Below are 25,006 nucleotides of genomic sequence, written 5' to 3'. Positions count from 1 at the left end.
AGAACGTGAAGTGCGCATTCCGTATGCGCGCCCACAGGAGACTCGTGGTCAAAGCGCCGAGTTGTAAGGGAGTTGATTACGATTCGGCCATGGCGAAGAAGCTCGTGATCAAGGTGACGGCGGGGGCGGATTCCCCCGAGCGGTGCTCGCAGGCGTTCACGGTGGCGGCGGTGGCCGTGGCCAGCGGCGTCGACGTCTCCCTGTGGCTGACCGGCGAATCCGCGTGGTTCGCCCTCCCGGGCCGGGCAGCCGAGTTCGAGCTCCCGCACGCGGCCCCGCTCCCCGACCTCCTGGACTCGGTCCTGGCCGCCGGCCGCGTCACCCTGTGCACCCAGTGCGCGGCCCGCCGGGACATCACGGAGAAGGACGTCATCAAGGGCGTACGCATCGCGGGAGCCCAGGTGTTCGTCCAGGAGGCCCTGGGGGACGAGACGCAGGCGCTCGTCTACTGAGACGCCTGGACCCAGAGGCAGAAGGGGTGCCCGGACGGGTCGTACAACACCCGTACGTCGTCCTGCGGCTGGTACACGGCGAGCCGCGCCCCCTCGCCGACGGCCCGCGCGGTCTCGGCCTCCAGGTCGTCGACCTCGATGTCCAGGTGCAGCATCATCTGCTGGTCACCGGGGTTGCGGGTGGGCCAGACGGGCGGGACGTACCCGGGTTCGGTCTGGAAGGAGAGCGCCGTGCCCCCGGCGCCGGGCGGCGGGCCGACGAGCACCCAGTCGGGCTCCTCGGCGCGCACCTCGTACCCGAGCAGACGCATGTAGAACCCGGCCAGCTCGTGCGCGTCACGCGCGTCGAGCACCACGGTGGACAGCCTCGCGGGCGACATGCGCCTCTTCCTACTGCGGACGCCTCTTCCCGTCCAGCTCGTCCCACCAGTCGTCGGACTTCGGGTCGCCGGAGGGGTCGTCCCACCAGCGGTCGTCCGGGCCGCGACGATTGGCGATCATGGCGGCGACCGGGGGGATCACCATGGCGACCACACACATCCCCACCGCCACGGGAACCGACCAGAGGCGTACGACCCCCCAGGCCAGGACGAAGAGCCCGATGCAGGTCCCCATCATGGCGAAGTAGACGTGCCGGCGCCGTGCGTACATGGCTCCAGGGTAGGTCCGCCACGGCCGACCGCGAGACTCAGGAGCCGAAGGCACCAACCCGTACGGGAGACGACGGACGGAGTCCGGCGCAGCGGCCCCGAAGCCTGCGAAGCAGTGCGAGGGACGCGTCAAGAAGGGGGCACGTGCCGGCGCCGTGCGTACATGCCTCCAGGGTAGGTCCGTGGGCGCCCATGCCGAAGGGCCGCACCCCGGTGTCCAACCCCGGGGTGCGGCCCTTCGGACGTCAGGTTCTGCCTCAGACCGCGATCGCGACCTCGGCGAGACCGCCCTGCTGCGCGACGACCGTGCGGTCGGCCGTGCCGCCGGGCACGAGGGCGCGTACGGTCCAGGTGCCCTCGGCCGCGTAGAAGCGGAACTGGCCCGTCGCGGACGTCGGGACCTCCGCGGTGAACTCGCCGGTCGAGTCCAGCAGACGGACGTAACCGGTCACGGGCTCGCCGTCGCGGGTCACCTGACCCTGGATCGTGGTCTCACCGGGCTTGATCGTCGAGGCGTCCGGGCCGCCGGCCTTCGCTCCACACATGTCTGTCTCCAGAGGTCGTTCAGGTCGGGGTTACTTGTTGGCGCCGAGCTCGATCGGCACGCCCACGAGGGAGCCGTACTCGGTCCAGGAGCCGTCGTAGTTCTTGACGTTCTCCACACCGAGCAGCTCGTGCAGGACGAACCAGGTCAGCGCGGAGCGCTCACCGATGCGGCAGTAGGCGATGGTGTCCTTGGCGAGGTCGACCTGCTCCTCGGCGTAGAGCTCCTTGAGCTCCTCGTCCGACTTGAAGGTGCCGTCGTCGTTGGCGTTCTTCGACCACGGGATGTTGCGGGCGGACGGGACGTGACCCGGGCGCTGCGACTGCTCCTGCGGCAGGTGGGCGGGGGCCAGCAGCTTGCCGGAGAACTCGTCGGGCGAACGCACGTCGACCAGGTTCTGCGCACCGATCGCGGCGACGACGTCGTCACGGAAGGCGCGGATCGCGGTGTTCTGCGGCTTGGCCTTGTAGTCGGTCGTGGCGCGCTCGGGCACGTCCTCGACCAGCTCGCGGGCGTCCAGTTCCCACTTCTTGCGGCCGCCGTCGAGAAGCTTGACGTTCTCGTGGCCGTACAGCTTGAAGTACCAGTAGGCGTACGACGCGAACCAGTTGTTGTTGCCGCCGTAGAGGATCACCAGCGTGTCGTTGGCGATGCCCTTGGCCGACAGGAGCTTCTCGAAGCCCTCCTGGTCGACGAAGTCACGGCGGACCGGGTCCTGGAGGTCCTTGGTCCAGTCGATGCGGATCGCGTTGCGGATGTGGTTCTTCTCGTAGGCGGACGTGTCCTCGTCCACCTCGACGATGGCGATGCTGGGGTTGTCGAGGTTGGCCTCGACCCAGTCGGCGTCGACCAGGACGTCGCTGCGGCTCATGCTCTTTCTCCTCCGGGGCAGTTACGGCGGGGCGTGCAAGTGAGAGGGGCGCGCGGACAGACCGTGAGCGGCGCACGCGCGCGGACGCCCTGGGCAGGGCGGCGGGGAATGCGGAAGGCGACGCTTCCGCTCAGAAGGTGCGACAGAGCATGGCGGCGACGCGGCACAGGTCTACTGCCCGCCGCTTCGTGAGATCCGCCTGTCGCTTCATGCTGTCGATCGTAGGGAGGGACGGGTGCGCGTGTCACCGGCGTGTCGTATTTTGAGACGCGATCGTCCGGGATATGAGACCCGTTGAGCGCCCGGGGCATGGGGACGCGGTTCCCGGACGGAGGTGTCCGTCCTCACAGCTGCTCTACGGACGGCGACGTCTCGCCTTTCGGACACCCACTGTCCACATCCCCCGTCCACGCGAGCGCCGCCCTCGTCCTACCCGGCCAGTCGGACGTTCGAACCCTTCACCGTGATCTCCACACCGTTCTGCGCCGCCTGCACCTTGTCGAGCTGGATGCCGCCGGGCAGCCCGTCGATCTTCTGCTCGAAGTCGGTGACCGTACGGGCCCGGTTCTCGGCGAGGTCGACGCCGGCGAACGAGGGCAGCGTGTCGGCGTGCACCTTCACGGTGTCGCCCTCGGCGGTGACCGAGCTGAGCACGTAGACCGGCTCCGGCAGCTCGGTACCGAGCACCGTCGCGTCGATCTCGACCTTGATCTTGCCGTTGCCGCCGTCGGAGAGGCCGACGATCTCGGCGGTGACGCCGGGGGCGACCTGGGTGGGCTCGGCCTTGGCGGTCTTGAGCAGCTCGTCGTACGTGATGGACGCGGTGCCGGTGGCGCTGTCGGCGGTGGCGGAGCTGTAGTCGCCGGAGAACTCGACGCCCCTCATGTTCGCCTTGAGGTCGTCGATACGGATGGTTCCGCCGGTGGTGCCGGTGTCCGCCTCGTAGTCCTGGATGTCGACCTCGACGTCGTCGAGCACGCCGCCGACGACCTGGGTGAGGAAGGGGAAGCCCTTGATGGAGACGTCGGGGGTGGCGGCCAGGCCCTCGGTGGTCTTCAGCTTGTCCGCCGCCTCGTCCTCCGCGAAGTTGACCGCGAGACGGTCGGCGAGGACGAAGAGGCCGCCGATGATCACGACGAGGATCAGAAGTATTCGCAGTGCGCGCATGCGGTGTGTCCCCCACGACGGCGGTCAGACGACGGTCGGTTGACGGACGGGTGGCCGTCGAGCGTGAGACTAACCCCGTGCCGGACGGGGGCCGGGGAATTGTCGATCAGCTGTGACAGGAGCGACGGACCGCCCGGCGGCGTCAGGCCAGCGCCCGCCCCAGCACGTAGACCGCCGGTGCGGCCGCCGCCAGCGGCAGTGCCACGCCCGCCGTGAAGTGCACGAACTTCGACGGGTAGTCGTAGCTCGCCACCCGGTGACCGATCAGCGCGCACACCGCCGCGCCCCCGCCGAGCAGCGCGCCCTTCGCGCCGAGCCCCGTCAGCTGGCCGACCGCGATCCCCGCGCCCGCCGCGGCGAGCAGGGAGACGGCAACGGAGGCCTGGGTCGGCAGGGGCAGCGCGCGGGCCAGGACGGCGACCGCCACCGCGGCCGCGCCGACCGTGACCGCGTCCGGGTCGGCCGCGAGGTGCCCGGCCGCGATGATCGCCAGGGCCGCCGAGGCGACCGTCGCCATCAGGCCGTACATCCGCTCGTCCGGTTCGGCGTGCGAGCGCAGTTGGAGGACGAGGGAGAGCAGGACCCAGACGCCCAGCGTGCCGAGGATCGCGGCGGGCCCGTGCTCGCGGCCGGCCGCGAGGAGTACCGCGTCCGCCGCCAGCGCGCCCAGGAACGCCAGCGCGATGCCCTGCCGGGCGGGCCACATGCCGTTGAGCCGGAACCAGCCGGCCGCCGTGACGGCCTGGAGGACGACGAGCGGTACGAGGAGGGCGTACGACCCGATGGCCGCCGTGCCGGACAGGAGCAGGCCGAGCAGCGCGGTGAGCGCGGCGGGCTGCATGCCGGGCTCGATGATGGGGGAACGCCCCTCGAGGCGGGCCCGCTGCGCGTCGGTGATCCGGGCGTTGCCGGCGACGGTGGCGGGGCCGTAGCCAGAGGTCGTCTCCCCGGATGCGGGCGTTCGGGGTGCTTGGGGTGCTTGGGGAGCCTGCGCCTGGGGCTGCGGCCCTCCGTAGGACGCGTACGCCGGCTGCACGGGCGCCTGCTGGACGGGCGCCTGCTGCGGCATGTACGCCGTCTCGGCCTGCGCCGGCGACTGGACTGGCTGCACGGCCTGCACCGGCTGCTGGACCTGCGTCTCCCAGGTCTGCCCCTGCCACTGCTGCGTGTACTGCTGGGCGGCCTGCGGATCCTCGTAGGCCTGCTGCCAGTACGGGTCGTACCCCTCGTATCCCTCGTATCCCTCGTATCCCTGTTGGTACGGGGCAGGGCCCGTACCGCCGTCATACGGCTGGTCGCTCATCGTCACCCTCCTGCGAACGGCGGCAGCACCTCGACCGTGCCGCCGTCGGCCAGCCGTACGGTCTCATGTCCGCGGGTGCCCACGGGGTCACCGTCGACGAGGAACGAGCATCGCTGCAGGACGCGCACGAGTTCGCCGGGGTGTCGCCCGCGCACGGCGTCGAGCGCCTCGGCGAGCGTGGCCGCGTCGAACGGCTCCTCGGCGATCCCGGCCGCGGCCTTCGCGGCCGCCCAGTAGCGCACCGTGACCTTTGCCATCGGGTTCCTCAATCAATCGGCGGTGTACACGGTCAGGCTAGCCCGGCTGCGAGAGCGCCCAGTCCCCGATCCGGGCCAGCAGCTCGTCGGTCGCCGCGTGCTCGGCGTGGCCCATGCCGGGCTCCAGCCAGAGTTCGCCGTGGTCACCGGCGGCGGTGGCCAGCATGCGGGGGTGGTCGACCGGGAAGTAGCCGTCCTGCTCGCCGTGGACGACGAGCAGGGGCGTCGGCGCGATCCGCGGCACCGCCTCCACCGGGGACAGCGGCACCGGGTTCCACTCCCGGTGGTGGATGCGCGTCCGGAGCCCGTAGCGGCCCACCAGGCGGCCCTCGGGGCGCGTTACCAGCCAGTGCAGGCGGCGCATAGGGGCCGTGCCCCGGTAGTACCAGCGGGCGGGAGCGCTCACCGAAACCACCGCGTCCGTTCCCGCTTCCGTGCGCCCCTCGCGCCCCGCTCGCTCGGATCCTCGCTCCGATCCTTCCGGCGGGAACAGTGCCGCGTGCCGCAGCACCACCGAGCCGCCCATGGAGAACCCGACGGTGGCCACGCGCGCGTGCCCGAAGGAGCGCGCCCACTCCACCGCGGCGGCGAGGTCGAGCACCTCCTTGTCGCCGACCGTCGAGCGCCCGCCGGAGGCGCCGTGGCCGCGGAAGGAGAAGGTGACCACGGCCCCGTACTGGGCGAACGCCTGCGCGATGCGGCGGACGTGCGGGCGGTCCACGTCGCCGGTGAAACCGTGCGCGATGACGAACACCAGATCACGGGAAGGTGGCCGTCCGGCGTCGTATACGACCACTCCCGGGTCGTATACGGAATCAATGGAAATCCCATCGGCGGTGTACAGAAACGTCCGCAAAGGTGCGCGTCTGCTCGTCTCGGAGTTCGGACGAACGGTGGAACCCGCCACATGACCTGCCGCTCCGGTGCTCATGTGGGCTATTCTCCTAGGCAGAGGACTCGGGCAGCGTAGCCCCCGGGTCCTTTTGTGCTTTCGGACGCGATGTATACGAAGCGGAAAACCGCAGGTGTACGGGCCCCGGGATCGCAGAGCAGTTCGCAGTGCCGCAGTGCCGCAAACGTCCTCGCAGGGACCGAGGAGGAACCAGACGTATGAGTTCTCTGCTGCTCCTGACCAATGCCCTCCAGCCGTCGACGGAGGTGCTTCCCGCCCTCGGCCTGCTTCTGCACAACGTGCGAGTGGCTCCGGCCGAAGGCCCCGCCCTCGTCGACACCCCGGGCGCCGACGTCATCCTCATCGACGGACGCCGCGACCTTCCGCAGGTCCGCAGCCTGTGCCAGCTGCTGCGGTCCACCGGGCCCGGCTGTCCACTCATCCTCGTAGTGACCGAAGGCGGCCTCGCGGCCGTCACCGCCGACTGGGGCATCGACGACGTCCTGCTGGACACCGCCGGACCGGCGGAGGTCGAGGCGCGCCTGCGCCTGGCCATGGGCCGCCAGCAGATCGTCAACGACGACTCCCCCATGGAGATCCGCAACGGCGACCTGTCGGTCGACGAGGCGACCTACTCCGCCAAGCTCAAGGGCCGCGTCCTCGACCTCACCTTCAAGGAGTTCGAGCTCCTGAAGTACCTCGCCCAGCACCCGGGCCGCGTCTTCACGCGCGCTCAGCTGCTGCAGGAGGTCTGGGGCTACGACTACTTCGGCGGCACCCGCACGGTCGACGTGCACGTACGACGACTGCGCGCCAAGCTCGGCCCCGAGCACGAGTCGCTGATCGGGACCGTCCGGAACGTCGGTTATCGATTCGTTACGCCGGAGAAGGCCGACCGCACCTCGGACGAGGCGAAGGCCAAGGCGGCCCAGGCGGGCCCCGCAAAGCCGGAGGATGCGGACGAGGCGACCGCTCTGGACGGCACGGAGATCCCCGCGGAGGCATAGTGGCCGCTCGGGCAGGGCTTGCTTACGCACCGGTAGCCTCCTTGACGCCCTGCCCAGAGCGGGTCCATCCGCGTAGACTCCGCGCGTGGCCAAGGTAACCAGGGATGATGTAGCGCGACTGGCGGGTACGTCGACCGCCGTCGTCAGCTATGTCATCAACAACGGACCCCGGCCGGTTGCCCCGGCCACGCGCGAGCGTGTCCTCGCCGCGATCAAGGAACTGGGCTACCGGCCCGACCGGGTCGCCCAGGCGATGGCGTCCCGGCGTACGGACCTCATAGGCCTGATCGTGCCGGACGCGCGCCAGCCCTTCTTCGGGGAGATGGCGCACGCGGTCGAACAGGCCGCGTCCGAGCGCGGAAAAATGGTGCTCGTCGGCAACTCCGACTACATCGGCGAGCGCGAGGTCCACTATCTGCGGGCCTTCCTCGGGATGCGCGTCTCGGGCCTGATCCTCGTCAGCCACGCGCTGAACGACAACGCCGCCGCCGAGATCGACGCCTGGGACGCCCGCGTGGTCCTGCTGCACGAGCGGCCCGAGGCCATCGACGACGTCGCCGTCGTCACGGACGACCTGGGCGGCGCCCACCTCGCCGTGACCCATCTGCTGGAGCACGGCTACGAGTACGTCGCCTGTATGGGCGGCATAGCCGAGACCCCGTCGGTCGGCGACCCGGTCTCCGACCACGTCGAGGGCTGGCGGCGCGCCATGTCCGAGGCCGGGGTGTCCACAGAGGGCCGGCTCTTCGAGGCCCTGTACAACCGCTACGACGCCTACCAGGCCGCGCTCAAGATCCTCTCCGGGCCCAACCGCCCGCCCGCGATCTTCTGCTCCACCGACGACCAGGCGATCGGCCTGCTGCGCGCGGCGCGCGAGCTGCGCATCGACGTCCCCGGCGAGCTGGCGGTGGCCGGCTTCGACGACATCAAGGAAGCGGCCCTCGCCGACCCGCCGCTGACCACGATCGCATCGGACCGCTCCGCGATGGCACGGGCCGCGGTCGACCTCGTCCTCGACGACGGGCTGCGGGTGGCCGGGTCCCGGCGGGAGCGGCTGAAGGTGTTCCCGTCGCGGCTGGTGGTCCGGCACTCCTGCGGCTGCGTGTGACGGCTGCGGTGTGTGTGTCCCGGAGGACTCCGGCGGGCTTGCTGAGCGTTCTCTGAGAGAGTCGCTCAAGCTGCCAGAAGCGTCTTTATATCGGACGTACGAGGTTCTGCCGGGCTTCTCAGGGAGCACTCAGGGAGCTCTCATGGTCGACGGACAAGCTGCTTGTCATGACCGAGAGCTTCCGCCGCAGCGGCGAGTACGAGAACCCCGAGCAGTCCCAGGGTCACGGCGACCAGGCCGCGTACCCCCAGCAGCAGGCCTCCTCCCCCGTGAACCCCGAGTGGCCGCCCCCGCCGGCGCACGAGCCCGTGCAGCCGGTCACCGTCGAGCCGGGCACCACCGTGTGGCCGGGCCAGGCCTCGCAGGCGTCCGCGCCGGCCGGATTCGCGGCCGGCGGTGCCCATGGCGGCGGTGACGGCAGCGGCGGTGGTGACGGCCACGGCGGCGGTACGGCCGTGATGACGGCGGTCCCCGCCGAGCCCGCGCCGCCGGCCCACAGGAAGCGCACCCGGGGCCCGATCGCCCTGCTCGCCGCCGTGGCGATCGTCGCCGCGGCGATAGGCGGCGGTACCGCGTACGGCATCCAGGAACTGACCGGCAACGACACGGTCGCCTCCAGCAGCACCAGCACCAACGTGGTGCCGTCCGCCGACAAGGGCACGGTCGCCGGAGTGGCCAAGGCGGTCAGTCCGAGCATCGTCGAGATCAACGCCACCTCCAACGCCGGCGAGTCCACCGGCTCCGGCGTGATCATCACGAGCGACGGCGAGATCATCACCAACAACCACGTCGTGTCCGGCGCCTCCTCGATCAAGGTGAGCACCAGCGACGGCAAGACCTACACCGCGAAGGTCGTCGGCACCGACAGCAAGAAGGACCTCGCCCTGATCAAGCTGGAGGACGCCTCCGGCCTGACCGTGGCCACCCTCGGCGACTCCAGCGGCGTCCAGGTCGGCGACACGGTCGTGGCGATCGGCTCCCCCGAGGGTCTGACCGGCACCGTCACCAGCGGCATCGTCTCCGCCCTGAACCGTGACGTGACCGTCTCGACCGAGGAGAGCCAGGGCCAGGGCGGCGGCAGCGGCCAGTGGCCGTTCGAGTTCGGCGGCCAGCAGTTCAACGGCGACACCGGTTCCTCGACCACCACGTACAAGGCGCTCCAGACGGACGCCTCGCTGAACCCCGGCAACTCCGGCGGCGCGCTCATCGACATGAACGGCAACATCATCGGCATCAACTCCGCGATGTACTCGGCCGCCGACGCCACCAGCTCCTCGAGCGCCGGCAGCGTGGGCCTCGGCTTCGCCATCCCGATCAACACCGTCAAGTCCGACCTGCCCACACTGCGGGCCGGCGGTTCCGACAGCTGAACCCCACCCGACCCGGCTTCGTAGGGAGTACGTCATGTTCAAGCAGGTTTCGCACACGGTGGCCGGCACCGACCCGGCCGGCTTCGCCCTGGCCCTCGAGGTGGCGTACGCGCTGCACGCGCCGGTGACGACGCGGGCGCCCGAGGTGGCCACCGCCGCCCACGGCGCGGGCCGCCGCGCGAAGGCCGCCGCCCGCCGCCGCGCTACCGTGCGCGGCTGATCCACCCGACTCATCCTTCAGCGGCGGCAGGGAAACATGCGAGGCTGAAAGCGTTCAGCACCCCCAGTTCTGTTGTCCCCTGTCGTCCCACCGCACCCGAGGAATCCGAAGCCCATGAGCCCCGCCGAAGGCGACCGTGACACCCAGCGCATCCTGATCGTCGACGACGAGCCGGCGGTGCGTGAAGCACTCCAGCGCAGCCTCGCCTTCGAGGGCTACGACACGGAGGTCGCCGTCGACGGCGCGGACGCCCTGGAGAAGGCGACCGCGTACCAGCCCGACCTGGTCGTCCTCGACATCCAGATGCCCCGCATGGACGGCCTCACCGCCGCCCGCCGGATCCGCGGCGCGGGCGACACCACCCCCATCCTGATGCTGACGGCCCGCGACACGGTCGGTGACCGGGTGACGGGCCTGGACGCCGGGGCCGACGACTACCTGGTCAAGCCCTTCGAACTCGACGAACTCTTCGCCCGCGTCCGCGCGCTGCTGCGCCGCAGCTCGTACGCGGCGGCGGCCGGGGCGGGTTCGGCGGCGGACGACGAGGCGCTCACCTTCGCGGACCTGCGCATGGACCTCGCGACGCGGGAGGTCACCCGTGCCGGGCGGCCCGTGGAGCTGACCCGCACCGAGTTCACGCTCCTCGAGATGTTCTTGGCCCACCCGCGCCAGGTCCTCACGCGCGAGCAGATCCTCAAGGCGGTCTGGGGCTTCGACTTCGAGCCGTCCTCCAACTCCCTCGACGTGTACGTCATGTACCTCCGCCGCAAGACCGAGGCGGGCGGCGAGCCGCGGCTCGTGCACACGGTGCGGGGTGTCGGGTACGTGTTGCGGCAGGGCGGGGCGGAGTGAACAGGGTCGCACGGCGGTTCCGGTCGCTGCCGATCCGCTCGCGTTTGGCGATGCTGGTCGCGGCGGCGGTGGCGTTCGCGGTGGCGGCGGTCTCGGTGACCTGTTGGTTCATCGTGCAGGGGAAGCTGTACGAGCAGGTCGACGCCGACCTGAAGGACATGGTGCAGCGGCCCGGCACGGTCGGCGCCCTCCTCCAGAGGTGCACGCAGACCCCGCTGGAGAACCCGCAGAACTTCCCGGGCCGGAACGACTACGTCCAGGCGATCAAGGAGGAGGGCGACCCCTGCGTCGACCCGAACTCCCCGGGCACGGTCGAGGTCACCGGCTCCGACAAGGACGTGATCAAGGGTGCGAAAGCCAACCAGCTCTTCATCCGCAACGGCACCGACGAGGACGGCAACGCCGTACGCGTTCTGACGCGGTACCTGGGCGTCGACCAGAATGACGCCCAGGGAGTCGCCCTGCAGCTCGCGGTTCCCCTCAAGGGCACCGAGTCCACCCTCAACGAACTCGCCCTCATCCTCCTCCTCGTCTCCGGCGTGGGAGTCATCGGCGCCGGGGCCGCCGGCCTCATGGTGGCCCGCGCCGGCCTCCGCCCCGTCGACAAGCTCACCGAAGCCGTCGAACACGTGGCCCGCACCGACGACCTGCACATCCGCATCCCCGTGGAGGACGACAGCGAGGACGAGGTCGCCCGCCTCTCCCGGTCCTTCAACTCGATGACCTCGTCCCTCGCCAACTCCCGCGAGCTCCAGCAGCAGCTCATCGCCGACGCAGGTCACGAACTCCGCACCCCCCTCACCTCCCTCCGTACCAACATCGAGCTCCTCACCCGCAGCGAGGAGACCGGCCGCCCCATCCCCGAGGCCGACCGCAAGGCGCTCCTCGCCTCCGTGAAGGCGCAGATGACCGAGCTGGCCGCCCTCATCGGCGACTTGCAGGAGCTGTCCCGCTCGGAGGGGCAGCGGGGCGAACGCCTTCAGGTGGTGTCGCTGGAGGACACCGTCGAGTCGGCGCTCCGCCGGGCACGGCTCCGCGGTCCCGAGCTGACGATCACCGCCGACCTCCAGCCCTGGTACGTCCGCGCGGAACCGGCCGCCCTGGAGCGCGCGGTCGTCAACATCCTGGACAACGCGGTGAAGTTCAGCCCCGAGGGCGGCAGCGTCGAGGTGCAGCTCGCGCACGGTGTGCTGACCGTCCGCGACCACGGCCCCGGCATCCCCGCCGAGGAACTCCCGCACGTCTTCGACCGCTTCTGGCGCTCCCCCAGCGCCCGCGCCCTGCCCGGCTCCGGTCTCGGCCTGTCGATCGTCGCGCGTACGGTCGAGCAGGCCGGCGGCGAGGTCGGCCTGGGCCGCGCGGAGGGCGGCGGGACGGTGGCGACCGTACGACTGCCGGGGGCGCCGACGCCTCCGCCGGAAGCCCCCGCCGTCGAGTGACTCTCGCGTAGGGTGCCCGGATGATTGGGGTACCGGAGACGTTCGTACGGACCACCGTCGATCGCGAGGGAGCGGCGGGAGCGTCCTGGATCGCCGAACTTCCCGGCCTCGTGGACGAGTTGCTGGAGCGCTGGGCGTGCGCGCCGGACGGTGAGGTGACGCACGGGGGCGTCGGCCTCATCGTCCCCGTGCGACGGCAGGACGGCGCGGACGCGGTGCTGAAGGTGTCGTTCCCGCATCCCGGCAACGTCCACGAGCCGGACGCGTTCGCCGCGTGGGACGGGCGCGGTGCGGTGCGGCTCCACGCGCGGGACGACGAACGGTTCGCGATGCTGCTGGAGCGGGCGCGGCCGCAGACCCTGGCGGAGGCCGGTGACGAGGACGAGATCGTGACCGTCGCGGGGCGGCTCAACCGTCGGCTGGCCGTACCCGCGCCGGCCGGGCCGCCGGAGTTGCCCCGGCTGCGGGACCGGGTCGACGCGTGGGAGCGGGAACTGCGCACCGACGCCCGGGAGTTGGCGCACACCCTGCCCGACCGGGTGCTGGACGCCGCCCTCGCCACCGTCCGCGAGCTGGGCCGCGTACAGCCGGAGACCCTCGTCCACGGCGACCTGCACGCCCACAACATCCTGCGCGCGGACCGTGAGCCCTGGCTGGCCGTCGACCCCAAGGGGTACGTGGGAGACCCCGCCTACGACGGCGGCACCCTGCTCAAGTCACGCTTCCTGGCCCTCCTCGAGGCCAACGACCTGTCCAAGGCGGTCCACCGAGCCCTCGACCTGTTCGCAGAGGCAGCGGAACTCGATCGTGAACGGGTCGGGCGGTGGGCCCAGTTCCACGCGGTGGAGGCGGCGTTCCACGGGCGGCGGCACGGGTTCCGGGTCGCGCGCGGGGGGCCGCGGCTGGACTGGATCGTCCGGTTCGCGGACGAGCTTGCGGAGTTGCTCACGTAAGCGGGCAAAGACCGACAGGCACGCCCGCCTTTCTGTCAATGTCCTGTCATGCCTCACGCGTTTCCGACCCTACCCGTGAGTTCTCTGCAATCTTCCTGGGCTGTCGGACAGGTGCCCTACGCACCTGCGCACAGCACACAGTGCACAGCACCCAGGAGTGAGCCACCCCCCATGCGACTCATGCGCACATCGGCATTCAAGAAGAGCGCCCTGATCACCGCCTCCGCCGCCCTCGCCCTCGCCGGCCTCATGGGCAGTGCCGGCTCCGCGCAGGCGGCCGGCGGCGGACCGGGCGGCGCGACGAACATCCGGGGCACGGACCCCGGCAACACCGACCTGATGATCGAGCGGCTCTGCGAGCAGGAGGGCAGCCTGACGGGCGTCTACGGCGCCCTCAACGTCGACACCGGCGAGTTCAAGACCCGGGACGAGTACCTGCGGGACGTGGTCCCGCTGTGGATACCCGCCGGGCCGTGGGAGACCTTCCGCGGCTGGTGCGGGTACGCGCAGTCCTCGACCTGGTCCACCAAGGGCGAGTCGGTCCGCGTCTCCCCGTGGATCGGCAACCGGGGTTCGAAGGACGACAAGGAGACCTTCGTCAGCAGCTACAGCACCAAGACGTTCGCCAAGAAGAGCGTCGGTGCCTCGATCAGCCTCTCCCTCGCCAAGAGCATCTTCTCGGGCACCGTGGGCGGCAGCGCCGGCTACGAGTGGGGCTGGGAGAAGACCTCATCCTTTGAGCGCCGCAGCGAGAAGACGATCCCGCCGTGCACCCAGGTCGCCGTGACCTGGACGCCGTACCAGCGCGTGGTGCGCGTCAACCCGGTCTTCTACGTCGAGGACTACGAGTGGGACAAGGGCGACGGCCTCAAGACCGTGCACAGTTGGCGCGACCGGGGGTACAACACGATCTACTCGTACGGCTACTACATCGACGGCGTCTCCGACAAGCTCCTGCCCAACGGCCAGCCCGACGGCCGTGAGGACAAGTGGGAGCAGAAACTGGACCCGAAGACCTGCGCCTGAGCCCTGCTCCGCCCATGTGGCCCGGCGCGGCAACCTTTTCCCCACCGGCTCCGACAAGCAAGTGACGTGATCCCCCTGTCACTTGACTCGATCGGAAACCGCCGTGAGTGAAACCCGCAGCAAGCCCCGCCACCGCAGAAGGAAGACCGCGCTGGCGGTCGGCGTCCCCCTGACGCTGACCGCCGCCGGCACTCTCGCCTACGGCACGGACATCGGTGTCTTCGGCGAGAACGCTCAGCGCACGGCCGCCGCGGCCACCGCCGCCCCCGCCTGGGCCACCGCCACCGCCGACGGCTTCGCGTCCGTCAACGCCCTGGGCCAGAACGGGACGTACGGCGGCCGGGACGGCAAGACGGTCACCGTGAAGACGCTCGCCGACCTGGAGAAGTACGCGACGGCCGCCGAGCCGTACGTCATCGTCGTGGCCGCCACGATCAACATGAACCCGGTCGGCAAGGAGATCAAGGTCGCCTCCGACAAGACGATCGTCGGGTCCGGGACCTCCGGGCACATCGTGGGCGGCGGGTTCTTCCTCGGCTCGGGCGTCCACAACGTGATCATCCGGAACCTGACGATCCGGGACGCGTACCAGGGCATCTGGAACGACAAGGACCACGACTTCGACGCGATCCAGATGGACGGCGCCCATCACGTCTGGATCGACCACAACGACCTGCGGAACATGGCCGACGGGCTCGTCGACGTCCGCAAGGACAGCACGTACGTGACGGTGTCCTGGAACAAACTGAGCAACGACAACAAGGCCTTCGGCATCGGCTGGACCGAGAACGTCGTCACCGACATCACGATCCACCACAACTGGATCCGCGAGACCGAGCAGCGCAACCCGTCCACGGACAACGCGGCCCACGCGCACCTCTACAACAACTTCCTGGAGGACGTGGCCGGGACCACGATCAAGTCCTCCTACGGCAACTACTCGCGCGGCGCGACGAAGATGCTCCTGGAGAACTCCTACTTCCAGGGTATGAACAACCCGGTCATCAAGGACAGCACCGCGAGCATCGTCCAGAAGGGCAACACCTTCGTCTCCACGACCGGGCGCAACGAGAGCGGCGGTACGGCCTTCGACCCGAAGACGTACTACGCGTACACGGCGGACAAGACGGCGGACGTGCCCTCGCTCCTCAAGTCCGGGGTGGGACCGCGCGGTTCGATCGGTACGGCGACCGCCTCGACGACCGCCGCGGCCGCCACCACCCTCACCGTCGCCAAGGACGGCAGCGGCCAGTACTCGACCGTGCAGGCCGCGGTGAACGCCGTACCGGCGGACAACCCGTCGCGGGTCGTGATCTCCGTCAAGCCGGGGACGTACCGCGAACTCGTCAAGGTCCCCGCCAACAAGCCGCACGTCACCATCCAAGGCGCGGGCGGCAGCCGCAAGGACACGGTGATCGTCTACAACAACGCGTCCGGGACGCCGAAGCCGGACGGCTCGGGGACGTACGGCACCGGCGGCAGCGCCACCGTCGCCGTCCAGGCCGACGACTTCCAGGCCCGCAACCTGACCATCTCCAACGACTTCGACGAGGCCGCCAACCAGTCCCTCTCCGGACACCAGGCCGTCGCCCTGCGCACCGCGGCCGACAAGGTCCTCCTCGACGGCGTCATCGTCAGCGGCGACCAGGACACCCTGCTGGTGGACACCGCGGCGAAGGACAAGCTGGGCCGCGTCTACATGACCAACTCCTACGTCATCGGCAACGTCGACTTCATCTTCGGCCGGGCCACGGCGGTGATCGACAAGTCCGTCATCACCCTCAAGAAGCGCTGGAACGGCACCTCGGCCGGCTACGTCACCGCCCCGTCGACCGCCGCGAACCGCAAGGGCATCCTCATCGCCAACTCCACGGTGAACGGCGACGTCTCGGACCGTTCCTTCTACCTCGGCCGCCCCTGGCACGCCGGCGGTGACGCCACCCTCGACCCGCAGACCACGGTCCGCAACACCACCCTGAGCGCCGCGATCAGGACCACCCCCTGGACCGACATGAGCGGCTTCTCCTGGAAGGACGACCGCTTCGCCGAGTACAAGAACACCGGCGCGGGCGCGGGCACCGCGAGCTCGGACCGCCCCCAGCTGACGGACGCGCAGGCCGCCGGCCAGGAAGTGGCCGACTGGCTGGGGGACTGGACGCCTTCGGCTTCCTGAGGTGGTGGGCGAGGGGCCGGTACGGCGGGAGTGCCGACCGGCCCCGGAAGGTGTGAACCCGATCCGAGCACCCCTTCCTAGCGCAGGGGGACCGGGCGGTCGTAGACATTGTCCGGGGTCACGATCTCGGTGATCGCGCGGGCGACGAGGGAGGAGGGTTCCTGGCCCTCGTGCGTGATGTCGGTGTTGAGCAGAAGCACCAGGGTGGCCTTCTTCGAGGGCAGGTAGACGGTCACGCTCTCGTATCCCGGGATGGAGCCGTTGTGGCCGATCCAGCCGCCGCTCTCGAAGATGCCGAGTCCGTAGCTCGTGCCGGGGTAGCCGGTCGGCAGCATCCTGAGGCGCTGCCTCTGGGTCTCGGGGCTGAGCAGCGTCCCGGTGGCGACGATCCGGGCCCAGCGGCGCAGGTCGTGCAGGTTCGAGATCATCGCCCCGGCCGTCCAGGCCCAGCTGGGGTTCCAGTCCGTGGCGTCCTCGACCTCGCCGCTCAGCGTCTGGTTGGTGTAGCCGCGTGCGTGCGGCTCGGGGAACTCGGGGCCGGTGGGGAACAGCGTGTGGCGCAGGCGGGCGGGGCGGAGCACCCGCTTGTCGATGAAGTCGACGGCGCTGATGCCGCTGACCTTCTCGATCACCAGACCGAGCAGGACGAGGTTGCTGTTGGAGTACTGGAACTCCGCGCCCGGCGCGAAGGTGTTCGGGTGCTTGAAGCCGTACGCGAGCACTTCCCGCGGGGTGAACGAGCGGCTCGGGTCGCTCAGCAGGTCCTGCACGAAGTCCGGGTCCTCGGTGTACGGGAACAGCCCGCTGCGCATCTCGGCGAGATGACGCAGCGTGATCCGGCGACCGTTCGGCACGCCCTTGACGTAGGCGGAGATCGGGTCGTCCAGCCGGATGCGCCGGTCGTCGACGAGCTTGAGCAGCGCGGTGACCGTGAAGGTCTTGGTCTCGCTGCCGATCCGCACGAACAGGTCGGTGGACATCGGCTCGCGGGTGACCTTGTCGGCGACACCGGTCGCGCGGACGTAGTTCCCCTTGCCCGGCATCCACAGTCCGACGACCAGGCCGGGGATGCCGGCCTCCTGGCGGACGTCCTCGACGGCCTTGTCCAGCCGGGCGGTCAGTTCGGAGCCGAGGCCGTCGCGGGCGTCCGGCGGGCACTCGTCCTTGTCCTTGACGTACCGGTCGGCGGCCGCGGCGTGGACGGCCGTGGCGGGAGTCGCTGCCATCGGGGCCAGCACGGATGCCGCGAGCAGCGCCGCGGCGAAGAGTCTGCGGGAGGAGGTGCGTCGCATGTCGGGCCGTCTCTTCCTGATCAGGGGCTCGGAAGGCTCAGACGGCAAGGTCACCATCAGCCCCACAGCCGGAAGTCTCCTTTCCTTACGGCGTCCAGCGAGTCCACTCGTTCGGAGCCGGTGGCGCGTCGCGGCCCGCCGCAGAGGTGCGGGCGCCTCATGGGATTACCGTCGGCGGCATGGACGGTGACCCCCGAGCATGGCGCCAGTGCTTGTTCGCCGGCGCGGTGTTCGCCGTGTGCATGGCCGGCACCACGCTGCCGACCCCGCTCTACGGCCTCTACCAGGAGAAGCTCGGCTTCTCCGAACTGACGGTGACCGTCGTGTACGCCGTCTACGCCTTCGGGGTCATCGGCGTGCTGCTCCTGGCGGGCAACGCCTCGGACGCCGTGGGCAGGCGGCCGGTACTGCTGGCCGGGCTGGGGTTCGCGGCGGCGAGCGCGGTCTGCTTCCTCCTCGCCACCGGGCTGGACTGGCTGTACGCGGGTCGGCTGCTGTCGGGACTGTCCGCCGGTCTGTTCACCGGGGCCGCCACGGTCTACGTGATGGAGCTGGCACCGTACGGCGGCGCCTCCCGGGCCACCTTCGTGGCGACCGCCGCCAACATGGGCGGGCTCGGCTGCGGTCCGTTGCTCGCCGGAGTGCTGGCGCAGTACGCCGCCTGGCCGCTGTACCTGCCGTTCGTCGTCCACCTCGTCCTGGTGGCCGGCTCGGCCGCCGTCCTGCTGTGGCTGCCGGAGACCGTACGCGAGCGACGCCCGCTGAACACCGTACGGCCGCAACGGCCCGGCCTGCCCCCGCAGGTACGGGCCGTGTTCGCACCCGCGGCGACCGCCTCGTTCGTCGGGTTCGCACTGTTCGGGGTCTTCACGTCGGTCAGCCCGGCGTTCCTCGCCCAGTCCCTGGACGTCGACAACCACGCCGTGAGCGGCCTCGTCGTCGCACTCGCCTTCTTCTCCTCGACCGCGGGCCAACTGGCGGTCGGCCGGGTCGGCGTGGAACGCTCACTGCCGCTCGGCTGCGCCGGCCTCTTCGCCGGACTGGCCCTGCTCGCCGGCGCCCTGCACTGGGACCTGCTTCCGCTGGTGATCCTGAGCGCGCTCGTGGGCGGTGGGGGTCAGGGGCTGGCCTTCCGAGGAGCGCTGTCGGCGGTGGCCGAGGCGGCTCCCCCCGACCGGCGGGCGTCCGTGATCTCGACCCTGTTCGTGGTGGCGTACGCGGGCATCTCGGTGCCGGTGATCGGTGTGGGCGTACTGACGGAACCGGTCGGCCTGGAGGGCGCGGGGTTGGTCTTCATCGCGTGCATGACCGTCCTGGTGTCGACGGCCGCCGTGTATCTGCTCAGGCGGCCGGCCAGGGTCACGCCGTCTCGCTCTTGACCTTCGCCAGGAAGGACGACCAGGAGGTCGTAGCGAAGAGGAGGACGGGGCCGTGCGGTGACTTGCTGTCGCGGACGGGGACGAGGTCCGGGTAGCCGGGGGCGACCTCGACGCAGTTCGTGCCGCCCCCGTCGCTGTAGGACGACTTACGCCATACCGCGGTGGTGAGGTCGGGGGTCCGGTTCATGATCTGCACTCCTCCAGAAGGCGCTTGATGAACGCCGTCGACTCCGTCGGAGTCAGAGCCGCGTCCCTGACGAGATCGTAGGACAAGCGGAACGACAGGACCTTGTCCGGATCGTCGATCAGTTCGCCGAAGCCGTTGCCTTCCACATAGGCAACGGGCTCGCCGACTCGCTGCCAGAGGAGCCAGAGGTGACTGTCCATGAGGTCGTGAACCCCAGCCGCGTACGGCAACACCTGGACTGCAACATTCGGAAGTTCAGCGGCCTCCACCAGGTGCGACAGCTGGTCCGTCCATACCTTCGCGTCGGGAACGGGTCGTCGCAACGCCCCCTCGTCCAGGATCACGCGCACGTTCGGCCCCGGTTCGCGGTACAGCAACTCCTGCCGTCCCATGCGCAAGGCCACCTGCTCCTCGACTTCCTCGCCGTTGCCAGCCGTTGTCTGAGCTCCAGACAACCCTGACAACACCCCGCGGGCATAGTCCTCGGTCTGCAACAAGCCCGGAACCCGCAGCTGGAACATCCACATGACCCGAGCCGTCGCCTCCAGCTCCATGAACGCCTTGTACTTGTCCTTGACGACCTCCTTACGCGCGTCCCGCCACAGCCGAACCAGCAGGTCATCGGCCCCGTAGTACCCGCCGAGGTCCTCCATGACTGTCACCTTGGACAACCGCTCGCCCGACTCCAGACGGCTCAGGTAGCTCTTGTCGTACCCGGTCTCATCGGCGAGCTGCCCCAGGGACTTGCCCTCCTTCTCCCGCAGGAACCGCAGCGTCCGCCCCAGCACCGCACGCCCCGATTCGCCTTGCGCGTCAACCTGTTCGCCCATGTCACCCCTCACCGTTGCCTGGGGCCGCAGACAACACCCAGCCCCTTCCGCAGCGTACGTGCGGTCGGTGACGATCAAGGCACGAACGGTAATCACCGCTCGTCAGACCACCAAGGGAGCGTCGACATGAGGGAACGCATCGCAAGGTTCTGCGAGTTGCTGCTGCTCGCCATCGTGCGGGCACTGCTGCCCGCGAAGGGCCGCCACCGAGCCGACGGACACGCGCCCGCTCCCCGGCAACGGCCCCTTGCCGCATGCCCCTTCGAGTCCGACGGCCCGCTCGTACGCAAACTCCAGCGGCAGCGGCGTCGCGCCCTGTGGCTCGCCGTCCACGGCATCGACGTAGGCCCGCGTCACATCCACGGCGTGGAGGTCTCCGCGTGAGCACCTCCGAGCACACCCGCACGGCCGACGTCCTCCGCCTCCTGCCCTGGACCACCCCCGAAGGCAACCCCTGCTACCTCAGCACCGACGGCGACCACAGCAGGCTCTCCCAACTCGCCGACGACCTGGAAGAGGCCCAGATCGACTCGGGCGAACAGGTACTCGCGGGAGCCAGGGCCGTGCTGGCCGACCCCAGGGCGGGCGAGCGGGCCGTACGGTTCGCGCTCACCAGAGCCGCGGAATGCCTGGCGGACCTCCTCCGTATCGCGGTGAGCCGCGGCGAGCGCATCCCCCGGGGGGAACCGTGAGCCTCGGTCTCACCGTGTCATCGCCCGCATCCTCCAGCACTCCGTACCCGGCACGCTCTACCGTGGACATCCGGTCACCACACGCCGTCCCTGCCGGAGAAGAGAAACCGATCATGGCTCACGAGGTGGATCCCCACTCCTGCGAGAGAACCCCCGAGGCGATCCGAGCCGCTCTGCAGAGGCGCCCCGACTGGCTGCAGGGCTTCGAACAGGACTGGCTCAGCGCGGCGGCCGACTTCGATCAGTCCGCGCTCGACGCCGTGACCGACAAGTGGTTCCCCTTCGCCCTGGCCTGCGCGACGCCCGGCTACCTGGACGAAGTCGAGCAGAACGTCAAGCGGATGACCGAGGGCGACACCGAGGGCATGGTCTTCCGGGACGCCGACGGCAACGCCTACGACGCCGAGAACCGGCCGATCGACGCGGGCAGGTCGGGGTGAGTGCGTACGCGATCAGGTACGTCGACCGCGCGGCTCAGCGAAAGGCCGCCCTGAACGTGCCCCAAGCCGCTTCCCTGGAAAGCCTCGAAAAGCGGCTCAGCCTCAACCCCTTCGGCCCGCCTGCGATCAGCAACCGGGACAACAGCTGGTCGGCTGCCTTCACAGGCGGATTCATCACTTACGTCGTCTCCAACCGCCACGTCGTGATCAACGTCATCGACCTAGTGGCCGTCTGACCGACCGGCCGGCCGCCACCTCACACCCGCAACACCAACGTGTCCTCCACCATCCCCTCCAGCACCCGAGGCACAGGCCCCGCCAACCGCGTATACATCCCACCCCGCGCCACCAGCTCCGCGTGCGACCCCGCCTCCACCAGCCGACCTTCGTCGACGACGAGGATCCGGTCGGCGTCCGGGGCCAGGCTCAGGTCATGGGTGATCATGATCGTCGTACGGCTGGACATCAGGCGGCGCAGGGGCTGGACGATCTGGCGGGCGGCGACCGAGTCGAGGCCGGCGGTGGGTTCGTCGAGGATCAGGACGGGGGCGGCTCGGAGCATCGCGCGGGCGATGGTGATGCGCTTGAGCTGGCCGCCGGAGAGGGTCGCCGTGCCGGGGGCGATCCGGGTGTCGTAGGCCTCGGGGAGCGCGGTGATGAAGGCGTGCGCGGCGGCGGAGCGGGCGACGCGTTCGATGTCCGCGTCGGTCGCGCCCGGGCGGCCGCACTCGATGTTCTCGCGGATGGTGCCGTTGAGGATCAGGGTTTCCTGGGGCAGGAGGGCGATGTGTTCGCGCAGGAAGTCCAGGGGTACGTCCGGGAGCGGGACGCCGTCCAGGGTGATCACGCCCGCCGAGGGGTCGTAGAAGCGGGTGAGGAGTTTGGAGAGGGTGGACTTGCCTGCTCCGCTCGCCCCCGTGATGATCACGAGTTCGCCGGGGGACGCGGTGAAGGTCACGTCGGCGAGCGATTCCCGGGTCGCGCCCGGGTAGCGGAACGACACACCGTGGAAGCCGACCCAGCCTCGGACGGGCCAGGCGCGGACGGGGGCGGTGGGGTCCGCGACCGAGGGTTGCGCGTCGAGGATCTCGTTCAGGCGCTGGGCGCCCGCCGTCGCCGCGGTGAGGGTCAGGCCGAGTTGGCCGAGGTTGCGGACCGGAGGGTAGAGGTAGCCGATGAAGGCGGCGAAGGCGAGGAGTTGGCCGAGGGTCATACGGTCGGCGGAGATCTCCCAGACGCCGAGGCCGATGACGGTGAGGACGCACACCGTCTCGACGACCTCGACGAACTGCTCGTACATCTCGCTCAGCCGGGCCCCGCGGACCGATGCCTTCATCCACGCGCGGGCCTCGCGGTCGAGGCGCCCCGCCTCGTCACCCTGGCGGTTGTACGCCTGGGTGAGGACGACGTTGCCCAGCGACTCCTCGACCACCGACGTGATCGCGCCGTCGGCGACCCGTTCGTCCTGGGAGGCCTCCCTGATGCGGCCGGAGAAGCGGCGGGCGGCGAGGAGGAAGAGAGGCGCGAGGACGAAGGTGACGAGGGCGAGGTCCCAGCGGAGCCAGAAGGCGGCGGCCGCGTAGAAAACGGCGGAGAAGGCGGCGGATACCGTGCCGACGACGCCCGACACGACCATCTGCTCGATGGCCTCCACGTCTCCGGTCAGGCGCTCGACCAGGTCGCCCTGGCGGTGCTTCTGGAAGAAGTGCGGGGGGAGGTCCTGGACGTGGCGGAAGACGCCCGCCCGTAGGCGCAGGACGAATCTCTCGGCCGTCCAGGTGGCGAGGGAGTTGCCGAGGTAGCCGACCAGTGCGCCGAGTGCGGCCACGGCCAGCCAGGCTCCCGCCGGGCCCCAGAAGGCGTCGAGCGAGCCGGACTTCAGGGCGTTGTCGGTGAGTTCCGCGAACAGCAGGATCGAGGCGGTCTCGGCGAGCGCGGACACCACCACGCAGCCGATGATCGCCAGCAGCCACTTGCGGTCGCCGCGCGTCAGCGGCCAGAAACGGCGGAAGGCCTCGCGGACTTCCCTCATGGTCAGCAACTCCCTCTGTGTGCTCCGGCTCTGTGTGCTCCGGCTCTGCGTGCTCCGGCTCTGTGTGCTCCGGACATGGCCGAGGCGGGGCCCCCGGCGCGAGTCGTGCTCGCCGACCGGTGGCCCCGCCTCGCGGCGTGCCGGTTCCTCAGCCCTTGTGGGCGACGGGACGGCGCTTCGGCGTCGCCTTCTTCGGGGCGGCCTTCTTGTGTGCCGGGGCGGCCTTGCGGGTGGCCTTCTTCACGGGGGTGACCTTGTGGAAGCTCATGCCTGTTTCCCTTTCAGCTTGTGAATTGATTTGATTTACTTCGGTGAATTCTTTGTCAGCCCTTGCGGGCGACCGGGCGACGCTTCGGGGCGGCGACCTTCTTGGGTGCAGCCTTCTTGTGTGCCGGGGTGGGCTTGCGGGTGGCCTTCTTCACCGGAGTGACCTTGTGGAAGCTCATGCGGCTCTCCTTCTTTCCTTCTTTGCTTTCGCGTCGTTCGCTGTCGACATGGAAAACATTACGGGATCCCGGAGCCGGGAAAAGCCAATTCCGCTTAGAGATCGATGAATTGAGCCTGAAAGCATTTTCAGAAGGCGTGCGGAACCAAAGCGGAACTCACACAGGATTTAATACGGCCTCAGTCACCGGCCTCAGTCACCGGCCTCAGTCGCCGAAGGCCAGGCCCTGCCCGGCCAGTCGAACCCGGATCCCGTCCTTCTCCACCCGCACGTCCCGCAGCCTGAGCTCCCCGCGCTCCGGCTCGGGCAGCCGGAAGCCGAGGGACAGCTGGTCGGCGAGGACCGGGCGGGTGAGCCGGGAGAGGGCGTCGAGGAGCGCCGGGTCGAGGCCGAGGCGGTCGAGCACCTCGGGGTGGGCCAGGGTCAGGTCGAGGAGGTTGACCCGCATGGCCTGGTGGACGAAGTCGCGGGAACCGGTCAGCGCGGCGAGCTTGTCGTCGTTGCGCAGCGCCTCGCGGACGGTCGCGTCCGGCACCCCCATGCGCCGTACGACCGACGGCACCCCCAGCAGCGCCCGCACCTTGCGCGTCTCCCGGGCCAGCCGGGTCACCGACTTCGGCGTCAGATGCAGCCCCTCCGAGGCCCGGGCACCGGGCCGGTACGTCGCCAGGTCCCCCACGTCCAGGCGCATACCGCCGATCGTCGTGGCGATGCCCTGGTCGCCTGCCCGCCCGATGCGTACGTCGGCCCGCAGCCGCAGATCGTGTCCGGCGACCGGCAGCGTGCCGCGCGCCAGGACCCGGTCCCGGCCCTCCCCCGTGAACGTCACCTGGGACGCGCCGAGTTCACGGTTCAGGTCGGCGAAGGAGAGCAGCACGTCGCCGTTCAGCTCCGGCACCCGGGCTCCGCGCACGGAGGTCGGCCCGTCGCCGTCGAGGGTGATGTCCCGGGCCGTCGCCGACACCGAGGCCAGCGTGATCCGGTCGGCCGACACGTCCGGAACGGTCACCTTCACCGAGTCCAGGCGCCCGTCGACGAATTGGGGCAGGAAGGGGAAGCCGTCGATCTCCACCTCTGGGGCCGCGGTCAGCTTCAGGCGGTCCTTGAGGGCGTCCGCCGCCCGGTGCTCGGCGTAGAGCACGGCCCAGCGGTCGGCGAGGGTGAGGAACGCGGCGAGCACCAGCAGGCCCACGACCGCCTTCAGCGCGAACGGCAGTCCGGCGAAGCGACCGCGCCTACGACGCCGGCCGCCCCGGCGGTGCTGGGGCGGGGACCAGGGTTCGTCCCCGCCCGGCACTTCAGGTACATCAGGTACTTCAGATACTTCGGGTACTTCGGATGCTTCAGGCAGGTCTGCGTAGGGATGCGTCGATATGTGGTGGGGGGCGCGCATCGATCCATCCGACCACGCGTGTGCCCCCCACC

30 protein-coding genes are annotated in these 25,006 nt (G+C 70.0%); 15 read left to right on the top strand and 15 right to left on the bottom strand.

Annotated features, from left to right (window positions below):
* The first annotated feature begins 89 nt into the window (after positions 1-89).
* Complete coding sequence (locus OG252_RS27625) at positions 90-452, top strand: DsrE family protein (RefSeq protein WP_266437374.1); 363 nt, start codon at positions 90-92, stop codon at positions 450-452.
* Here OG252_RS27625 and OG252_RS27620 read toward each other — a convergent pair.
* The 9 genes from OG252_RS27620 to OG252_RS27585 all read right to left on the bottom strand — a co-directional run bounded on the left by OG252_RS27620 (position 446) and on the right by OG252_RS27585 (position 6,175).
* Positions 446-832 (bottom strand): VOC family protein, encoded by a 387-nt coding sequence (locus tag OG252_RS27620; RefSeq protein WP_266437372.1) that lies wholly within the window; start codon positions 830-832, stop codon positions 446-448. The two genes, OG252_RS27625 and OG252_RS27620, sit on opposite strands and share 7 nt — an antisense overlap.
* A 10-nt stretch (positions 833-842) precedes the next feature.
* Positions 843-1,103 carry a DUF3099 domain-containing protein gene (locus OG252_RS27615; RefSeq protein ID WP_266437369.1) on the bottom strand — a complete coding sequence of 87 codons (261 nt, stop codon included), beginning with the start codon at positions 1,101-1,103 and terminating at the stop codon, positions 843-845.
* Positions 1,104-1,359: 256 nt separating this feature from the next.
* Positions 1,360-1,647 carry a DUF1416 domain-containing protein gene (locus OG252_RS27610; protein ID WP_004986406.1) on the bottom strand — a complete coding sequence of 96 codons (288 nt, stop codon included), beginning with the start codon at positions 1,645-1,647 and terminating at the stop codon, positions 1,360-1,362.
* A 30-nt stretch (positions 1,648-1,677) separates the two neighbouring features.
* Positions 1,678-2,517 (bottom strand): sulfurtransferase, encoded by an 840-nt coding sequence (locus OG252_RS27605; RefSeq protein ID WP_266437367.1) that lies wholly within the window; start codon positions 2,515-2,517, stop codon positions 1,678-1,680.
* A gap of 130 nt (positions 2,518-2,647) precedes the next feature.
* On the bottom strand, positions 2,648-2,728 hold the full coding sequence (locus tag OG252_RS52380; RefSeq protein ID WP_350310325.1) for a putative leader peptide: 81 nt from the start codon (positions 2,726-2,728) through the stop codon (positions 2,648-2,650).
* A gap of 218 nt (positions 2,729-2,946) precedes the next feature.
* Entirely contained in the window at positions 2,947-3,684 is a 738-nt protein-coding gene (locus OG252_RS27600; RefSeq protein WP_329339450.1) for an LmeA family phospholipid-binding protein, read from the bottom strand.
* 142 nt (positions 3,685-3,826) lie between these two features.
* Positions 3,827-4,987: a hypothetical protein gene (locus tag OG252_RS27595; RefSeq protein ID WP_329339448.1), complete on the bottom strand. Its 1,161-nt coding sequence runs from the start codon at positions 4,985-4,987 to the stop codon at positions 3,827-3,829.
* Between the two features lie 2 nt (positions 4,988-4,989).
* Positions 4,990-5,244 (bottom strand): MoaD/ThiS family protein, encoded by a 255-nt coding sequence (locus OG252_RS27590; RefSeq protein ID WP_266437362.1) that lies wholly within the window; start codon positions 5,242-5,244, stop codon positions 4,990-4,992.
* 37 nt (positions 5,245-5,281) lie between these two features.
* Entirely contained in the window at positions 5,282-6,175 is an 894-nt protein-coding gene (locus OG252_RS27585; RefSeq protein ID WP_266437359.1) for an alpha/beta hydrolase, read from the bottom strand.
* A gap of 179 nt (positions 6,176-6,354) precedes the next feature.
* On the opposite strand from OG252_RS27585, the gene OG252_RS27580 reads away from it, so the two are divergent.
* From OG252_RS27580 to OG252_RS27540, 9 genes are all read left to right on the top strand, one after another.
* On the top strand, positions 6,355-7,143 hold the full coding sequence (locus tag OG252_RS27580; RefSeq protein ID WP_266437357.1) for a winged helix-turn-helix transcriptional regulator: 789 nt from the start codon (positions 6,355-6,357) through the stop codon (positions 7,141-7,143).
* Positions 7,144-7,228: 85 nt separating this feature from the next.
* A complete protein-coding gene (locus tag OG252_RS27575) occupies positions 7,229-8,251 on the top strand; it encodes a LacI family DNA-binding transcriptional regulator (protein WP_266437356.1) in 1,023 nt (340 codons plus the stop codon).
* Positions 8,252-8,418: 167 nt separating this feature from the next.
* Entirely contained in the window at positions 8,419-9,621 is a 1,203-nt protein-coding gene (locus tag OG252_RS27570) for a S1C family serine protease (protein ID WP_329339444.1), read from the top strand.
* A gap of 34 nt (positions 9,622-9,655) precedes the next feature.
* Positions 9,656-9,841 carry a hypothetical protein gene (locus tag OG252_RS27565; protein ID WP_266437352.1) on the top strand — a complete coding sequence of 62 codons (186 nt, stop codon included), beginning with the start codon at positions 9,656-9,658 and terminating at the stop codon, positions 9,839-9,841.
* Between the two features lie 114 nt (positions 9,842-9,955).
* Entirely contained in the window at positions 9,956-10,693 is a 738-nt protein-coding gene (locus tag OG252_RS27560; protein WP_266437351.1) for a response regulator transcription factor, read from the top strand.
* Positions 10,690-12,132, top strand: coding sequence for a HAMP domain-containing sensor histidine kinase (locus OG252_RS27555; protein ID WP_266437349.1), 1,443 nt, complete (start codon positions 10,690-10,692; stop codon positions 12,130-12,132). The genes OG252_RS27560 and OG252_RS27555 overlap by 4 nt, the downstream gene beginning before the upstream one ends.
* A gap of 20 nt (positions 12,133-12,152) precedes the next feature.
* The gene (locus OG252_RS27550) at positions 12,153-13,085 is read left to right on the top strand and encodes an aminoglycoside phosphotransferase family protein (RefSeq protein WP_329339440.1); all 933 of its coding nucleotides are present in this window, start codon (positions 12,153-12,155) and stop codon (positions 13,083-13,085) included.
* A gap of 180 nt (positions 13,086-13,265) precedes the next feature.
* Complete coding sequence (locus tag OG252_RS27545; RefSeq protein WP_266437343.1) at positions 13,266-14,111, top strand: hypothetical protein; 846 nt, start codon at positions 13,266-13,268, stop codon at positions 14,109-14,111.
* A 103-nt stretch (positions 14,112-14,214) separates the two neighbouring features.
* Positions 14,215-16,284, top strand: coding sequence for a pectinesterase family protein (locus tag OG252_RS27540; RefSeq protein WP_329339437.1), 2,070 nt, complete (start codon positions 14,215-14,217; stop codon positions 16,282-16,284).
* 77 nt (positions 16,285-16,361) lie between these two features.
* Here the strand turns inward: OG252_RS27540 and OG252_RS27535 are convergent, their stop codons facing one another.
* The gene (locus OG252_RS27535; RefSeq protein ID WP_329339435.1) at positions 16,362-17,576 is read right to left on the bottom strand and encodes a serine hydrolase domain-containing protein; all 1,215 of its coding nucleotides are present in this window, start codon (positions 17,574-17,576) and stop codon (positions 16,362-16,364) included.
* A gap of 179 nt (positions 17,577-17,755) precedes the next feature.
* Between OG252_RS27535 and OG252_RS27530 the strand changes: the two genes are divergently transcribed.
* Positions 17,756-18,955 (top strand): MFS transporter, encoded by a 1,200-nt coding sequence (locus OG252_RS27530; protein ID WP_329339433.1) that lies wholly within the window; start codon positions 17,756-17,758, stop codon positions 18,953-18,955.
* Here the strand turns inward: OG252_RS27530 and OG252_RS27525 are convergent.
* Both OG252_RS27525 and OG252_RS27520 read right to left on the bottom strand, forming a co-directional pair.
* Positions 18,936-19,142: a DUF397 domain-containing protein gene (locus OG252_RS27525; protein ID WP_329339431.1), complete on the bottom strand. Its 207-nt coding sequence runs from the start codon at positions 19,140-19,142 to the stop codon at positions 18,936-18,938. The genes OG252_RS27530 and OG252_RS27525 overlap by 20 nt on opposite strands.
* Complete coding sequence (locus tag OG252_RS27520) at positions 19,139-19,972, bottom strand: helix-turn-helix domain-containing protein (protein ID WP_329345205.1); 834 nt, start codon at positions 19,970-19,972, stop codon at positions 19,139-19,141. The genes OG252_RS27525 and OG252_RS27520 overlap by 4 nt, the downstream gene beginning before the upstream one ends.
* Positions 19,973-20,098: 126 nt before the next feature.
* Between OG252_RS27520 and OG252_RS27515 the strand changes: the two genes are divergently transcribed.
* The 4 genes from OG252_RS27515 (at position 20,099) to OG252_RS27500 (ending at position 21,340) form a co-directional block, all read left to right on the top strand.
* A complete protein-coding gene (locus tag OG252_RS27515) occupies positions 20,099-20,356 on the top strand; it encodes a hypothetical protein (RefSeq protein ID WP_266437329.1) in 258 nt (85 codons plus the stop codon).
* Positions 20,353-20,664: a hypothetical protein gene (locus OG252_RS27510; RefSeq protein ID WP_329339429.1), complete on the top strand. Its 312-nt coding sequence runs from the start codon at positions 20,353-20,355 to the stop codon at positions 20,662-20,664. The genes OG252_RS27515 and OG252_RS27510 overlap by 4 nt, the downstream gene beginning before the upstream one ends.
* Positions 20,665-20,777: 113 nt before the next feature.
* Positions 20,778-21,104, top strand: coding sequence for a DUF6247 family protein (locus tag OG252_RS27505; protein ID WP_329339427.1), 327 nt, complete (start codon positions 20,778-20,780; stop codon positions 21,102-21,104).
* Positions 21,101-21,340 (top strand): hypothetical protein, encoded by a 240-nt coding sequence (locus tag OG252_RS27500; RefSeq protein ID WP_266437320.1) that lies wholly within the window; start codon positions 21,101-21,103, stop codon positions 21,338-21,340. The genes OG252_RS27505 and OG252_RS27500 overlap by 4 nt, the downstream gene beginning before the upstream one ends.
* Positions 21,341-21,360: 20 nt before the next feature.
* Here OG252_RS27500 and OG252_RS27495 read toward each other — a convergent pair whose 3' ends face one another.
* From OG252_RS27495 to OG252_RS27485, 3 genes are all read right to left on the bottom strand, one after another.
* The gene (locus OG252_RS27495) at positions 21,361-23,136 is read right to left on the bottom strand and encodes an ABC transporter ATP-binding protein (RefSeq protein ID WP_266437319.1); all 1,776 of its coding nucleotides are present in this window, start codon (positions 23,134-23,136) and stop codon (positions 21,361-21,363) included.
* Positions 23,137-23,459: 323 nt separating this feature from the next.
* A complete protein-coding gene (locus OG252_RS27490) occupies positions 23,460-23,582 on the bottom strand; it encodes a hypothetical protein (RefSeq protein WP_266437317.1) in 123 nt (40 codons plus the stop codon).
* Between the two features lie 204 nt (positions 23,583-23,786).
* Positions 23,787-24,974, bottom strand: coding sequence for an LmeA family phospholipid-binding protein (locus tag OG252_RS27485; protein ID WP_329339424.1), 1,188 nt, complete (start codon positions 24,972-24,974; stop codon positions 23,787-23,789).
* Between the last annotated feature and the right edge of the window lie 32 nt (positions 24,975-25,006).

The sequence above is a fragment of the Streptomyces sp. NBC_01352 genome (genome assembly GCF_036237295.1).
GTDB lineage: Bacteria > Actinomycetota > Actinomycetes > Streptomycetales > Streptomycetaceae > Streptomyces > Streptomyces plumbiresistens.
This window is presented reverse-complemented; position numbering and strand designations above follow the sequence as displayed.

What these genes read in the sequence shown, in the direction of transcription:
- OG252_RS27625 (WP_266437374.1), top strand. Translation starts at nt 90, where the DNA reads ATGGCGAAGAAGCTCGTGATCAAGGTGACGGCGGGGGCGGATTCCCCC.
- OG252_RS27620 (WP_266437372.1), bottom strand. Translation starts at nt 832, where the DNA reads ATGTCGCCCGCGAGGCTGTCCACCGTGGTGCTCGACGCGCGTGACGCG.
- OG252_RS27615 (WP_266437369.1), bottom strand. Translation starts at nt 1,103, where the DNA reads ATGTACGCACGGCGCCGGCACGTCTACTTCGCCATGATGGGGACCTGC.
- OG252_RS27610 (WP_004986406.1), bottom strand. Translation starts at nt 1,647, where the DNA reads ATGTGTGGAGCGAAGGCCGGCGGCCCGGACGCCTCGACGATCAAGCCC.
- OG252_RS27605 (WP_266437367.1), bottom strand. Translation starts at nt 2,517, where the DNA reads ATGAGCCGCAGCGACGTCCTGGTCGACGCCGACTGGGTCGAGGCCAAC.
- OG252_RS52380 (WP_350310325.1), bottom strand. Translation starts at nt 2,728, where the DNA reads ATGAAGCGACAGGCGGATCTCACGAAGCGGCGGGCAGTAGACCTGTGC.
- OG252_RS27600 (WP_329339450.1), bottom strand. Translation starts at nt 3,684, where the DNA reads ATGCGCGCACTGCGAATACTTCTGATCCTCGTCGTGATCATCGGCGGC.
- OG252_RS27595 (WP_329339448.1), bottom strand. Translation starts at nt 4,987, where the DNA reads ATGAGCGACCAGCCGTATGACGGCGGTACGGGCCCTGCCCCGTACCAA.
- OG252_RS27590 (WP_266437362.1), bottom strand. Translation starts at nt 5,244, where the DNA reads ATGGCAAAGGTCACGGTGCGCTACTGGGCGGCCGCGAAGGCCGCGGCC.
- OG252_RS27585 (WP_266437359.1), bottom strand. Translation starts at nt 6,175, where the DNA reads ATGAGCACCGGAGCGGCAGGTCATGTGGCGGGTTCCACCGTTCGTCCG.
- OG252_RS27580 (WP_266437357.1), top strand. Translation starts at nt 6,355, where the DNA reads ATGAGTTCTCTGCTGCTCCTGACCAATGCCCTCCAGCCGTCGACGGAG.
- OG252_RS27570 (WP_329339444.1), top strand. Translation starts at nt 8,419, where the DNA reads ATGACCGAGAGCTTCCGCCGCAGCGGCGAGTACGAGAACCCCGAGCAG.
- OG252_RS27565 (WP_266437352.1), top strand. Translation starts at nt 9,656, where the DNA reads ATGTTCAAGCAGGTTTCGCACACGGTGGCCGGCACCGACCCGGCCGGC.
- OG252_RS27560 (WP_266437351.1), top strand. Translation starts at nt 9,956, where the DNA reads ATGAGCCCCGCCGAAGGCGACCGTGACACCCAGCGCATCCTGATCGTC.
- OG252_RS27550 (WP_329339440.1), top strand. Translation starts at nt 12,153, where the DNA reads ATGATTGGGGTACCGGAGACGTTCGTACGGACCACCGTCGATCGCGAG.
- OG252_RS27545 (WP_266437343.1), top strand. Translation starts at nt 13,266, where the DNA reads ATGCGCACATCGGCATTCAAGAAGAGCGCCCTGATCACCGCCTCCGCC.
- OG252_RS27535 (WP_329339435.1), bottom strand. Translation starts at nt 17,576, where the DNA reads ATGCGACGCACCTCCTCCCGCAGACTCTTCGCCGCGGCGCTGCTCGCG.
- OG252_RS27530 (WP_329339433.1), top strand. Translation starts at nt 17,756, where the DNA reads ATGGACGGTGACCCCCGAGCATGGCGCCAGTGCTTGTTCGCCGGCGCG.
- OG252_RS27525 (WP_329339431.1), bottom strand. Translation starts at nt 19,142, where the DNA reads ATGAACCGGACCCCCGACCTCACCACCGCGGTATGGCGTAAGTCGTCC.
- OG252_RS27520 (WP_329345205.1), bottom strand. Translation starts at nt 19,972, where the DNA reads ATGGGCGAACAGGTTGACGCGCAAGGCGAATCGGGGCGTGCGGTGCTG.
- OG252_RS27515 (WP_266437329.1), top strand. Translation starts at nt 20,099, where the DNA reads ATGAGGGAACGCATCGCAAGGTTCTGCGAGTTGCTGCTGCTCGCCATC.
- OG252_RS27505 (WP_329339427.1), top strand. Translation starts at nt 20,778, where the DNA reads ATGGCTCACGAGGTGGATCCCCACTCCTGCGAGAGAACCCCCGAGGCG.
- OG252_RS27495 (WP_266437319.1), bottom strand. Translation starts at nt 23,136, where the DNA reads ATGAGGGAAGTCCGCGAGGCCTTCCGCCGTTTCTGGCCGCTGACGCGC.
- OG252_RS27490 (WP_266437317.1), bottom strand. Translation starts at nt 23,582, where the DNA reads ATGAGCTTCCACAAGGTCACTCCGGTGAAGAAGGCCACCCGCAAGCCC.
- OG252_RS27485 (WP_329339424.1), bottom strand. Translation starts at nt 24,974, where the DNA reads ATGCGCGCCCCCCACCACATATCGACGCATCCCTACGCAGACCTGCCT.